We start from the raw sequence: 12,406 nt of genomic DNA on the forward strand, positions 1-12,406 counted from the left end.
TGATCGCGCACCGAGGGGATGGTGACGGGCAGGTTCTTGCGGTGCAGCTTGCCGATCAGGGAGTCCACGCTCTTGAGCCGGCGCTCCATGTGGTGGATGGGGTTGTGGCTGAACCGGACCTGGAATTCGGTGTCCAGCACGTCCAGCTTGGTCGAAATCTCGTACATGGCCCCCTCGTAGGTCTGCATGAGATTGACGAATTCTGTTATCTCGTCGATGTCCAGCTTGGGACGGTCCTTTTCGTCCAAGTCCGACAGTCGCTGCTTCATTTCGGATGCGCTCATGGCACTGTTACGGTCGAGTATCACATGAACCTCCCATGCCGCCGTTCGTAACCATGACTCATGGTACGCACAGGCCCCGATGGCAGCGGGACCCGACCTGCGCATACAATCATGATTTATGGAAGCAGGCGAGGGCAAGAGCGTGACCGCTCAGCGTGAGGACAGCAGGGGCGTCTACTATGTGCGGACCCTGGGCTGCCAGATGAACGAGCATGATTCCGAGCGGATCGCCGGGGTGCTCCGGGCTCAGGGCTACCAGCAGGCCACGCCCGAGCAGGTACGCGCGCGCGAGGTGGACGTGATGGTGCTCAACACCTGCGCCGTGCGCGACAACGCCACCCAGCGCATGTACGGGACCATCGGGCGCTGGCACAGGTTCAAGCAGCACAAGCCCGACACGCGCATCGCCGTGGGCGGCTGCATGGCCCAGAAGGACCGGGAGCGGATTGTGAAGGCGGCGCCCTGGGTGGATGCGGTCTTCGGCACCAGGGACATCGGCTCGCTGCCCGGGCTTTTGGACAAGGCCCGCAAGGATGGGCGGCCCCAGGTGGGGGTTACGCAGGAACTGCGGGATCTGCCCGGGCGGCTGCCGGCGGTCAGGGCCTCGCGCTCGCAGGCCTGGGTGTCCATATCGGTCGGCTGCAACAACACCTGCACCTTCTGCATCGTGCCCTCGGTGCGCGGACGGGAGCGGGACCGGTCCATGGACGACATCCTGCAGGAGGTTGAGGACTGCGTGCGCTCCGGGGCCCGCCAGGTGACCCTGCTGGGGCAGAACGTCAACTCCTACGGCTGGTCCACGGGGGATCGCTACGCCTTCGCCCGGCTCCTGCGCGCCTGCGGCCAGGTGCCTGGGTTGGAGCGGATCCGCTTCACTTCGCCCCATCCAGCGGCCTTCACCGACGATGTGATTGCGGCCATGGCCGAGACGCCCACGGTCATGCACCAGCTGCACATGCCCCTGCAGTCGGGCTCCGACCGGATTCTGCGGGCCATGCGGCGCTCCTACCGGTCCCAGCGCTTTCTGGAGATACTGAACAAGGTGCGGACCGCCATGCCCGATGCCCTGATCACCACCGACATCATCGTGGGATTCCCCGGGGAGACCGAGGAAGACTTCCAGGCCACCATGGACGTCGTGCGCCGGGCGCGCTTTTCGTCGGCCTTCATCTTTGAGTATTCGCCCAGGCCTGGCACTCCGGCCGCGCGCATGCCGCAGATGCCCAAGGCCGTGGTTCAGGACCGGTTCGAGCGGCTGCAGGCCCTGCAGGAGTCCATCACCATGGAGCACATGCAGGCTTTTTTGGGCAAAGAGGTGGAGGTGCTGATCGGCGACGGGCACGGCCGGCACGACGGCAGCACCCACCGCGTGACCGGGCATGAGCGCACCGGGGTGCTGGTCCACGTCGGCGTGCCCCAGGGGATGTCTGCGCCTAAGCCCGGGGACCTGGTGACCTGCACCGTCACCCAGGCCGGGCCCCACTATCTGATCGCGGACCCGGATCCCCAGGCGGGGCAGGTCTATGACATCCGCTGAACCCCGTATCGTCTCCATCGTGGGTCCCACAGCATCGGGCAAGACCGCCCTGGGCGTGGCCCTGGCACAGGTTCTCCAAGCCCGCGGGCAGACGGCTCATATCGTCAATGCCGACGCCTACCAGATGTACCGGGGGATGGATGTGGGCACGGCCAAGCCTTCGGTAGGTGAGCGGCAGGCGGTGGTCCACCACCTGATCGACATCATCGAGCCGGAAGAGGCCATGAGCGTGGCCCGCTTCCAGGCCATGGCCCGGTCCCTGATAGCCGACCTGCGGGCTCAGGGAATCAGGCCCATTCTGGTGGGAGGCTCAGGGCTCTATACCCGGGCGGTCATCGACGATCTGTCCTTCCCCGGCACCGACCCGGCGGTCAGGGCCAGGCTGGAGGAGCGGGCCCAAAAGGAGGGCCCCGGGCTGCTCTTCCGCCAGCTGCAGGAGCGGGACCCGGAGGCTGCGGCCCGGATGGATCCCCGAAATGTGCGGCGGACCGTGCGGGCTCTGGAGGTCATGGAGATCACCGGACGGCCCTATTCGGCCAGTCTGCCCCGATACCGCTACCTGCTGCCCGCCCTGCAGCTGGGGCTGGATCTGCCCCGGGAGGAGCTGGATCGCAGAATCGACCAGCGCACCCAGGCCATGCGCGACCAGGGGCTGGTCGATGAGGTGAGCGGGTTGCGCAACCGCCTGGGGACCACGGCCTCACGCGCCCTGGGCTATCAGCAGATTCTGGACTATTTGGACGGTCGCACCGACCTGGATGCCGCCTTCGAGCTGATAGCGCAGAAGACCAAGCGCCTGGCCCGCAAGCAGATGGGCTGGTTCGGCCGCGATCCGCGCATCCACTGGCTGAATGCCCTGGCCCCGGACCTGGTCCGGCAGGCTCTGGAACTGGTGGACCAGGCCGACCAAGGCTGCTTCGACCAAGCAGATACCCAGGCCGACCAGTCGGACCAGGGGAGGGTGACCAGACACCATCTGGGCGCGCTTTGACTTCAAGTGCTTGAAGTTCCTAGGCTGGACGGGTATGACCACCATCACGCAGCCCCAGGCTGAAACCCAGACCGCCCAAACCCAGCCCGACCAGGAATCAGGGTCCTGGTACACCATCCGCCAGGCCTCGCTCATGTCGGGGATGCCGGAGACCACCCTGCGCTATTACGAGACCATCGGCATCATTCCGCCCATCGCCAGGGATCCCTCGAGCGGCCACCGCTGCTACAGCCAGGAGGATCTGGACCTGCTGGAGACCATCTCCTGCCTGAGCGCCACGGGCATGTCCCTGGAGCACATGCGGGAGTATCTGGGCAATCGTGCCGCGGGAGCCGAGGCCGCCGGTCGGCAGATCGAGCTCCTGGACGAGCAGGGACGACGGCTGGACCAGAGGATGGCCGATTTGCGCGCACGGAAGCGGTATGTGCAGCTCAAAATACAATACTGGGGGCACGTCCGCGACCACGACCAGGCCGGGGCGACGGAACTGATCAACCAGAGTGCCCGGATCATCGAGGCCGCCAAGCGCGGCGGCAACGAGCGGCTGCCGGGCTGAGGCTGCCGGGCTGAGGGTGTCGACTCAGTGGGCTGGGCCCTGGTCCCATCCGGCGATCAGAAATATCCTGGTTGGGTTGACCGGGCGGACCATGCCCGCGATCAGGGCCTGCAGGCCATCGGTTTTGCCCCGAAGCGCTTGCTGGAGGGCCCGGCGGTGGGCGGTCGGATCAGCCCGTCCCCAGTCCAGGTCCCAGCCGGCATCGTGGGACAGGCGTGAGAGGAAGATGCGCAGGGTCATGCCGTCGCAGTCGGCGAAGGGGTGCAGGTAGGAGAGCTCGTCGTAGTAATGGGCCAGGCGCTCCACGAAGACCGGACGGTCCAGGCTGTCCAGGTTGCGTTCGGCCGCCAGCTCCTGGCCGATGGCTGCCGCTCCCTGCTCCAGCATGGACGCCGGGTACAGGCTGGTGTTGTCGTTTGGTTGAGATCGGCGCAGCGCTCGCTCTTCCGGCAGGCCGGGCAGCAGCCGGCGGTGGATGGCTTGCAGCTCTTCAAGATCGCCCTCGGTCGCCCAAGGCCGCTGACAGATCAGGATGGTCCGCAGAAAGAGTGCATCCGTCAGGGCATCCGCCCCGGCGTTCTTGCTGCCACCTTCGGCCTCCAAGCGTCGGGCCTGATCGGCGAGCGCCTCGGCCTGCCTTCTGCCCGCCATAAAGTCGCTGGCCACCTGAAGGGCCCAAGGACCGGGCTGACGGTCATCCAAAAGCAGGTTGCGCAGGGCGAAGGCCACGGCGCTCTGACGTTCGGCTGGTGTCATGCTAACGATGCTAGCCCTGCAGGCCCCCGTCTGGAAGAGTTGTGCACACTGATCGGTCGGGCCCGACGCGGACTGGGGTTCTGGGTAGGCTGAAGGGGTTATGACACGTAAGCAGCAAGCAGACGCACGCGGTCGCGGCCGGACCACATCCAAGGAGAGCCAGGACTCGGAACCCTTCTGGCACAAGGCCTTGCTGGCCCTGCCCCGGGGCTTGGGATCCCTGGTGCGTGCGGTGGCCGGTAAAAACGGCGACAACTCCGCCTACCGCAAGGACGGGCTCTGCTTCGTGCTGGTCATTCTGGCCGTGCTTTTCTGTGCCAGCGAATGGTTCCGCGTCAACGGCTTCCTGGGGCGGGGGCTGCACGCCCTGGCTGCGGGCGTTCTGGGACTCTGCAGCATCATCCTGCCGGTGGTCCTGCTCTTTGCAGCCTTCCGGCTGGTCTGTTACACCGGGCGCGAGGCCGGCAACCTGCCTGTGGTGGGCGGTCTCATGATGGTGCTCTGGTCGGTCTGTTCCATTCTTGACGTGCTCATGGCCTCGGATTATCGCGGCTTCGACATGAAGGCCATAAGCGACTCAGGCGGCCTTCTGGGGTTCTTCCTGGGTTCGCCCCTGGCCTGGGGGCTGTCCAAGGTCTTCGCCGTCATCATCTTCGTCCTTGCGGCCGTTTTCGGTCTCTTCATCACCTTTAGATTCCATATGAGCGACCTGATGGCCTGGCTGCGAGGCAAGAGGACCAATGCCTCCAGCTCGGCTTCCGCGCCGACCGCTCCCAACGAGGTCAGGCTGGGGGATGACACCCTGCCCCTGGCTCCCGGCGTGCCCACCCACCAGGAGCCGGATCAGGAGGTTGCCAAGGACTCCGGCCGGGGCGGGTTGGCAGGATGGTTCAGTCGCTTGCTGCATGGCCGTATCGGCAAGGATACGGACACCCATCTTGAGCGTTACGAGGCTGATGAGCCCTTCTCCCAGGCGGCTTCGCTGGAGGGGGCTGACCAGGGTGATCAGTTGGCGCAGGGTCCCGAAGCCGACCAGGTGTCCACGCAGAGCATGCCCGCAGTGGAGACCCCGGCCACGGCTGCCCTCCTGGATGCCAGGGAGCAGGGGCATCCCAAGGTGGATGCAGCTGCCCTGTCCGGCGTGGGGGCCTCGGACCCCTGGGCCGCTGCCGCAGCTGCGGCGGACACTGTGCAGATGGATGCCCAACCCGCTCCGGGAGCAGGGAATCAGACGGCCGGAGCCCAGGGTACTGACGCTTCAAGTTCCTCAGATGATCGCGAGGTGGACGAGAGTCGGCCCTATGTGTTGCCCAGCACGGACCTGCTGGTCAAGGGCAAGCCCCACGCGGTCAGGACCTCGGCCAACGACGCGGTCATCAAGGCCCTGCAATCGACCTTCCAGCAGTTTGACGTGGACGCCAAGGTGGTGGGCTTCCTGCGCGGCCCCTCGGTCACTCAGTACGAGGTGGAGCTGGGCCCGGGTGTCAAGGTGGAGAAGGTCACCAATCTTCAGCGCAACATCGCCTACGCGGTGGCCAGCTCGGATGTGCGCATCCTGTCTCCCATCCCCGGCAAGTCGGCCATCGGCATCGAAATTCCCAACGTGGACCGCGAGATCGTCCATTTGGGCGACGTGCTGCGCTCCGACAAGGCCAAGCAGGACGACAACCCCATGATGACCGCCGTGGGCAAGGACGTGGAAGGCCACTATGTGACTGCCGACCTGACCAAGATGCCCCACCTGCTGGTGGCCGGCGCTACGGGTTCGGGCAAGTCCAGCTTCATCAACTCCATGCTGGTTTCGCTGATTATGCGGGCCACGCCCGAACAGGTCCGCCTGATCATGGTGGATCCCAAGCGCGTGGAGCTGAGCGCCTACGCCGGCATTCCCCACCTGCTCACGCCCATCATCACCGAACCCAAGAAGGCCGCCCAGGCCCTGGAGTGGGTGGTCAAGGAGATGGACGCCCGCTACGACGACCTGCAGTTTTTCGGATTCCGGCACATCAAGGACTTCAACAAGGCCGTGCGCGAGGGCAAGGTCCACGCCCCGGCGGGCTCCAATCGCAAGGTGGCCCCGTACCCCTACCTGGTCGTGGTGGTCGACGAGATGGCCGATTTGATGATGGTGGCCAAGAACGACGTGGAGAGCTCCATCCAGCGAATCACCCAGCTGGCGCGTGCCGCCGGCGTCCACCTGGTTTTGGCCACCCAGCGGCCTTCGGTGGACGTGGTCACCGGCCTGATCAAGGCCAACATCCCCTCCAGGCTGGCCTTCGCTACCTCCTCATCCACGGATTCCAGGGTCATTCTGGACGCCACTGGTGCCGAGACCCTGATCGGCCAGGGCGACGCCCTCTTCCTGCCCATGGGCCAGGCCAAGCCCACCCGCGTTCAGGGAGCCTGGGTCTCCGAGTCCGAGATTCGCAAGGCGGTGGATTATGTGCGCACCCAGCGCAAGCCCCACTACCGTGAGGACATTGAGCAGATGGCCGACAAGGCCGACCACAAGAATGAGATCCAGGAGGAGATCGGCGACGATATGGACGAGCTTCTCCAGGCGGCCGAGCTGGTGGTGACTACCCAGTTCGGATCCACCTCCATGCTCCAGCGCAAGCTGCGTGTGGGCTTCGCCAGGGCGGGGAGGCTGATGGATCTACTCGAGTCGAGGGGAATCGTAGGGCCATCGGAGGGTTCCAAGGCCCGCGAGGTGCTCATCCAACCGCCGCAGCTGCAGCAGGCCCTGGCCTTCATCCGAGGCGACATCACCTCCATGGATCCCGCCCCGGATGAGCAAGCGCATGGCTGAACATCTGCCCAAAAAGCCAGGCCTGGTCTACCGTTATGATGAAACTGCCGCCCGGCATGTAGTGTTGGACGGCCCAAGCGCACGAGTATCGCGTATAAGGAGTGGCAATGCAGGAGCATGCCGAGTCAGAGACCGGTCGTGAGAGGCGCAGGCTTCTCGAAGGATGGAATTCACCCCCAAACCTGGTCACCTACACCCGTATCCTCCTGGTCCTGGTCTTCATCGCCTTGGATCTGATGGCCGGTCCTTGCGGCGAGCGCAAGCCTGGCATGCGGTGGACCGCCGCCGTGCTCTTCATCCTCGCCGCCTCGACCGACAAGCTGGACGGGTGGCTGGCCCGCCGGTACAACCAGGTGACCGAGCTGGGCAAGCTCATGGACCCCATTGCCGACAAGCTGCTGATCTGCTCGGCGCTGATTGTGGCCTCCGTCTTCGGCGAGCTCTGGTGGTGGGTCACCGTGCTTTTTCTGGTGCGTGAACTAGGCATCACCCTGCTGCGGGTCCTGGTCATCAACAAGCAGGGGCGGGTCATCGCCGCCTCCCGGGCTGGAAAGTACAAGACCCTGTTTGAGTGCATCGGCCTGGGCATGCTCATGGTACCCTTGTCGCCGGTCTGGCCCTGGTACCTGGTGGCCACCCGTGTGGTCATCCTTGTGGCCCTGGCCCTCTGCCTTTACTCGGGAGCGGAATACGTGATAGGGATGCGGCGATGATCGGTAAGAGTGTGCAGGGCCGTTGCGATGACCTGGCTGGACGGATCATCGACACCTGCCGTGATTCGGGCCTGCTGCTGGCCGCTGCCGAATCGCTGACCGGGGGACTGCTGGCCGATGCCTTCGTCAGGATTCCCGGGGCGTCAGACGTCTTCCTTGGGTCAGCCGTCACCTACGACATCGCTGCCAAGGCTGCCATTCTCAAGGTGGATCAGGACCTGCTGGCCACCCAGGGTGCGGTTCATCCACGGGTCGCCCAGGAGATGGCCGAGGGCACGGCCAGGCTCTACACCAGGCCGGGGCACGAGGATACGGTCATCGGCATGGCCACTACCGGTGTGGCCGGTCCAGGTCCTGACGGGGATGATCCTGCCGGGCTGGTCTACATTGGTCTGGCCCTCCCCGTCCGGGTGTTGGGTCGACGTATAGAGACCGGCCTTCAATCCCATGCCTACCGGACCTATGCCTACGAGCTGCATTTGGATGGCGACCGCGAACAGGTGCGCCGCGGCACGGTCATGCGGATTCTAGACCAGCTGGATCGGGCCCTGCACTCGCGCGGCTAACGGCCTTATGCCGTAGGTCGTTTTAGAGGTTTTACAGCTTCTGCAAGCCGATGCCGAACCTTGCGTTTGCGGGGTCTGCTGTAGCCAGCAGGCCAAAGAAAGAGGGTGGCTTTATTGAGTCATTGCTCCTGCCTCTTGATTCCTTTCTTTCATATACGTGACCTTGGTCACAAAGCAGGCCTTTCAGGTTCCTCCCCTGGAATAATCTACTGGCTCGTCTGTTGGTCAATGTGTAAGAAGTTGAACACGATAATGGCGAAAGGGGCTGCTATGGCCAGCACCGAGACCGTGATGACTCGAACCAACGATACCTATGATGTCAAGCCGGCCGCACCCGGAGTGGAGCGCAATGCGCGGGTTCGTGATCTGACACCCGCCCAGCGTCGTGCCGTCGTCTTCGCCCAGCAGCAGGTGATCCGTGCCAAGGCCGCCAAGAAGGCCAAGGAGGAACGCCAGGCAAACCTGAACAAGATGTGGATGGAAGAGGACGGCATGGAAGCCAGCCGTCAGCGGGCAGCCTCCACCAACGACGGTCGGGCCGTCACCCATACCGTTTCCCTGCGTGAGGCCCTGGGCCACGTGCTGCGCGAGCTGAGGACCAATGATCACAAGACTCTGCGTGAGGTCAGCGAGAAGGCTGGCGTGTCCCTGGGCTACCTGTCCGAGGTGGAACGTGGCCAGAAGGAGGCCAGCTCCGAGCTGCTGAGCTCCATCGCCGACGCGCTGGGCCTGGGTGTGCCGCAGACCTTGCGGATGGTAGCGGACTACCTGGAGTCCACCCAGGAGTAAGCATGTCAGATCCAGCCGGTTGATCCGGTGGACCGTTCTTGAGGGCGTCCGGTTCTGATGAACCAGGCGCCCTCTTCTGCTGACTGTCGGTTGCTACCGTAGAAGGGGTGTGACAGAGTGGGTCTTGGACGAAAGGTGATGTCGGGTGCGTGAACGGGAATTCTGGCAGCTGCTGGAGGAGGTCTTCGGCCGAGTCTATGGACGCAGTCTGGCCCGTGACCAAAGGCTGACCGCCCTGGATGCCATGACCGTAATAGAGGCTCTGGATGCAGGCGTGGAGCCGCGCGTGGTCTGGAACGTGCTCTGCGATCAGATGGAGATTCCCGACTCCCGCCGCTGGGGGAAGGACCACAATGCGCCGCCCATGCCGGCAGCCTGATCGACGGGTTTTATTCTCCGCGAACTTATTCCCCATTCCAAGCGATTTTCGAACATTTGTTCGCATGGTCGGGTATACTGATACCCATGGTCCGGTGACCACCGGCATGTTCGACCACATCGGGCGCCTGGACCGCAGACGGGTTCCGACGGCGGATAGGCTGTCAATCGTGAGGTCGTTAATCAGGATGTCGTCATCGTGAGGTCGGTTACGAAGAAGGAGAGCCATATGGCACGTCAGAGCAACAGTGGCAAGGCGAAGAAGGAAGAAGAGGGCGGGATCGACCCTCGTCGCCAGGCAGCCTTGAACACGGCCCTCGCGCAGGTGGAGAAGAGCTTCGGCAAGGGTTCGGCCATGCGCCTGGGCGACAAGCCCGCCCAGGATGTGGAGGTCATTCCCACCGGGTCCCTGGCTTTGGACATGGCCCTGGGCATCGGCGGATTGCCCCGCGGCCGCATTGTCGAGATCTACGGTCCTGAGTCCTCGGGCAAGACCACCCTGGCCCTGCATGCGGTGGCCAATGCACAGGCCGGCGGTGGAGTGGCTGCCTTCATCGATGCCGAGCATGCTCTGGATCCCGAGTATGCCAAGAAGCTGGGTGTGGATACGGACTCCCTGATCGTCTCCCAGCCGGACAATGGCGAGCAGGCGTTGGAGATCGCCGATATGCTGATCCGGTCCGGCGCCCTGGATGTCATCGTCATCGATTCGGTGGCCGCCCTGGTGCCCAAGGCAGAGATCGAGGGCGACATGGGCGACAGCCACGTGGGTCTGCAGGCCCGTCTGATGAGCCAGGCTTTGCGCAAGATGACCGGTGCCCTATCCCAGGCCAATACCACGGCCATCTTCATCAACCAGCTCAGGGAGAAGATTGGCGTCTTCTTCGGTAGCCCGGAGACCACTACCGGCGGCAAGGCCCTGAAGTTCTATGCTTCGGTCCGCCTGGACATCCGCCGTATCCAGACCCTGAAGAACGGCGACGAGGCGGTGGGCAACCGCACCAAGGTCAAGGTGGTTAAGAACAAGATGGCCCCGCCCTTCAAGGTGGCTGAATTCGACATTCTCTACGGGGAGGGCATCTCCAAGGAGGGTTCGGTTCTGGACATGGCCCTGCAGACCAATATCGTCAAGAAGTCGGGCTCCTGGTTCACATACGAGGGTGATCAGTTGGGTCAGGGCAGGGAGAACGTCCGTCAGTTCCTCAAGGACAACCCCGGCCTGACCAAGGAGATCGAAGATAAGGTCAAGGTTGCCTTCGGCCTTATTCCCGCCCCCTCCGAGGACGACAAGGCTGATCCGGCTGACTCTGACCAAGACAGCAAGGAAGACGACTCGGCTCCGGTCGACGTCAACAGCACCGTGCCCACGGCCCAGGCTGCATGACCCGATGATCTCGGCCGAGGACTTCCTCAAGGATAATCCTGTCCGCCTGGCGCAGGCCGAGGATTCTACCGACTCTAGTACAGAGTCGAAGAATTCTCGGTCGGACCAGTTACAGACAGATTCTGTGGGATCGGATGGTCCAGCAGATTCAGTGACAGTCCTTGATCCTGCTCTTGAGCAGAAGGATGACAGCTTCAAGGAGGACAGCCGCCCAGTGCGGGCTGCTGCCGTGGGTCTGGGGCATAGCGCCCGGTTCGGAGGCAGTCTGGAAGAGGTAGACAGTTCTGCCAATGCTGATATGGCTGATGAATCTCTGGCAGGTCGCCATTCCTATGGCCGCCATTCTGCCCGTGGTTCCGACAGAAGGACCCGCCGTCGTGGCCGTCGCCCACGTGCTGGCGGCTTTGGCGGAGGTTCCGCGCCTGCAGCTCCGCGAGCAGATGCCGATGATGCGGATGCTTGCCGGGAGGCTGCTCTGACCCTTTTGGATGCGGCGGCACGTTCAAGCGGGGCTCTGGCTCGTCGTCTGGTCGACAAGGGGTTTGATACGAACGTGGTCGATCAGGTGATCGACCGGTTGACCAAGTTGGGTCTGGTAGATGACCTGGCCTATGCCCAGGATCTTCTGCGTTCCTGCCTGCATCGCACCATGGGGGAGCGGGGCGTACTCTCGGAGATGACCCGCAAGGGATTGGATCCAGGACTGGCTGCGCAGGTGGTGGCCCAGGCCTCTCGCGAGGGACTCTTTGTTGACTCCGCCTACGAGCTTGGTCGCAAGGTGGCCCGAAAGACAGCCGGACTTGATCTCAAGGTGCGCAAACGGCGATTCTGGAGTGCTGGATCCCGCAAGGGCCACAGCCCCGGCCTCCTCAACCAGGTGGCAGCAGACCTTTTCGTCTCTGACGACCCTCTCAATTGAGCCGATTGCTGCCTAAGCACCACGCGGTAAAAGAGAAGATGAGACCTCTCATATACCCCGGGTTCTGTCATCGACCGGATAAAATCCGGACAATGGATGGCCATCCATCTCGACCTGACGTTGCCGCCAGGCTCTAGCGGCCTACCCGAAGGCGGGACGAGCAGCCCCTGAATGCCTTCTGCTTGGCCTTGCTCCCGATGAGGCTTGCCATGCGGTCGGCGTTACCGTCGACCCGGTGGTCTCTTACACCGCCGTTTCACCCTTGCTCGCCTTAACAAGGCGAGCGGTCTGTTCTCTGTTGCGCTATCTCTCAGGTCGCCCTGGGCGGACGTTATCCGCCATCGTGCTCTGTGGAGCCCGGAAGTTCCTCAGCCCTTCCCAGGAGGAGGGGCCGCGGCCATCCGAGAGGTCTCGGGGATACAGCATAGCGGAACTGAACGACCGGACCAGCGGTCAAGATCCCGCTCTGGCCACAAGCTCAATCAGTGAGTCAGCCATGCTCTTCGGATACAATCGGAAGCACAGTCGATGGTGACCAAGTCCGCCATCGCACCAGCGGTTCATCCGCTCACAAGTGCAAGGAGATTCCCATGGAGATCGTCATTACCGGTCGACATACCCAAATCAAGCAGCGGTTCCGCGATGTCGTGGACAGCAAGATGAACAGGGTGACGGCCATCGCCCCCGATGCCCAGCGCATCCAGGTCGTTCTGACACATGAAGG

General features: G+C 63.6%; 11 protein-coding genes, 1 other RNA gene and 2 pseudogenes. 11 read left to right on the forward strand and 3 right to left on the reverse strand.

Annotated features, from left to right (window positions below; all coding sequences use genetic code 11):
* A pseudogene (locus AC0AP0_RS04530) lies at positions 1-308 on the reverse strand (GTP pyrophosphokinase family protein); the annotation flags it as partial.
* A gap of 94 nt (positions 309-402) precedes the next feature.
* On the opposite strand from AC0AP0_RS04530, the gene miaB reads away from it, so the two are divergent.
* Genes miaB through AC0AP0_RS04545 form a run of 3 tightly spaced genes read left to right on the forward strand, consistent with a single transcriptional unit; the run spans position 403 to position 3,368 of the window.
* Positions 403-1,821, forward strand: a complete 1,419-nt coding sequence (miaB, locus tag AC0AP0_RS04535; protein ID WP_490429509.1) for a tRNA (N6-isopentenyl adenosine(37)-C2)-methylthiotransferase MiaB — start codon at positions 403-405, stop codon at positions 1,819-1,821.
* The gene (gene miaA / locus AC0AP0_RS04540; RefSeq protein WP_490429510.1) at positions 1,808-2,812 is read left to right on the forward strand and encodes a tRNA (adenosine(37)-N6)-dimethylallyltransferase MiaA; all 1,005 of its coding nucleotides are present in this window, start codon (positions 1,808-1,810) and stop codon (positions 2,810-2,812) included. Before miaB ends, miaA begins: the two co-directional genes overlap by 14 nt.
* 34 nt (positions 2,813-2,846) lie before the next feature.
* A complete protein-coding gene (locus AC0AP0_RS04545) occupies positions 2,847-3,368 on the forward strand; it encodes a MerR family transcriptional regulator (RefSeq protein ID WP_490429511.1) in 522 nt (173 codons plus the stop codon).
* Positions 3,369-3,392: 24 nt separating this feature from the next.
* Here the strand turns inward: AC0AP0_RS04545 and AC0AP0_RS04550 are convergent, their stop codons facing one another.
* On the reverse strand, positions 3,393-4,124 hold the full coding sequence (locus tag AC0AP0_RS04550; RefSeq protein WP_490429512.1) for a Fic family protein: 732 nt from the start codon (positions 4,122-4,124) through the stop codon (positions 3,393-3,395).
* A 100-nt stretch (positions 4,125-4,224) separates the two neighbouring features.
* On the opposite strand from AC0AP0_RS04550, the gene AC0AP0_RS04555 reads away from it, so the two are divergent.
* The 7 genes from AC0AP0_RS04555 to AC0AP0_RS04585 all read left to right on the forward strand — a co-directional run bounded on the left by AC0AP0_RS04555 (position 4,225) and on the right by AC0AP0_RS04585 (position 11,682).
* Positions 4,225-6,933: an FtsK/SpoIIIE family DNA translocase gene (locus AC0AP0_RS04555; RefSeq protein WP_490429513.1), complete on the forward strand. Its 2,709-nt coding sequence runs from the start codon at positions 4,225-4,227 to the stop codon at positions 6,931-6,933.
* A 107-nt stretch (positions 6,934-7,040) separates the two neighbouring features.
* The gene (gene pgsA / locus AC0AP0_RS04560) at positions 7,041-7,646 is read left to right on the forward strand and encodes a CDP-diacylglycerol--glycerol-3-phosphate 3-phosphatidyltransferase (protein ID WP_110412684.1); all 606 of its coding nucleotides are present in this window, start codon (positions 7,041-7,043) and stop codon (positions 7,644-7,646) included.
* Positions 7,643-8,212 carry a CinA family protein gene (locus AC0AP0_RS04565; RefSeq protein WP_110412685.1) on the forward strand — a complete coding sequence of 190 codons (570 nt, stop codon included), beginning with the start codon at positions 7,643-7,645 and terminating at the stop codon, positions 8,210-8,212. The genes pgsA and AC0AP0_RS04565 overlap by 4 nt, the downstream gene beginning before the upstream one ends.
* Before the next feature lie 270 nt (positions 8,213-8,482).
* Positions 8,483-9,001, forward strand: coding sequence for a helix-turn-helix domain-containing protein (locus AC0AP0_RS04570; RefSeq protein WP_373637637.1), 519 nt, complete (start codon positions 8,483-8,485; stop codon positions 8,999-9,001).
* Positions 9,002-9,146: 145 nt separating this feature from the next.
* Entirely contained in the window at positions 9,147-9,380 is a 234-nt protein-coding gene (locus tag AC0AP0_RS04575; RefSeq protein WP_015021655.1) for a DUF3046 domain-containing protein, read from the forward strand.
* Between the two features lie 228 nt (positions 9,381-9,608).
* A complete protein-coding gene (recA, locus tag AC0AP0_RS04580; RefSeq protein WP_110412687.1) occupies positions 9,609-10,763 on the forward strand; it encodes a recombinase RecA in 1,155 nt (384 codons plus the stop codon).
* Between the two features lie 151 nt (positions 10,764-10,914).
* Positions 10,915-11,682, forward strand: coding sequence for a regulatory protein RecX (locus AC0AP0_RS04585; RefSeq protein ID WP_490429514.1), 768 nt, complete (start codon positions 10,915-10,917; stop codon positions 11,680-11,682).
* A 36-nt stretch (positions 11,683-11,718) separates the two neighbouring features.
* Here AC0AP0_RS04585 and rnpB read toward each other — a convergent pair.
* Positions 11,719-12,095: RNase P RNA component class A (rnpB, locus tag AC0AP0_RS04590), an RNA gene on the reverse strand.
* A gap of 177 nt (positions 12,096-12,272) precedes the next feature.
* On the opposite strand from rnpB, the pseudogene AC0AP0_RS04595 reads away from it, so the two are divergent.
* Positions 12,273-12,406 (forward strand): annotated as a pseudogene (locus AC0AP0_RS04595) (ribosome hibernation-promoting factor, HPF/YfiA family); the annotation flags it as partial.

This window comes from Bifidobacterium sp. POST2/T3 (B1) (assembly GCF_058197115.1).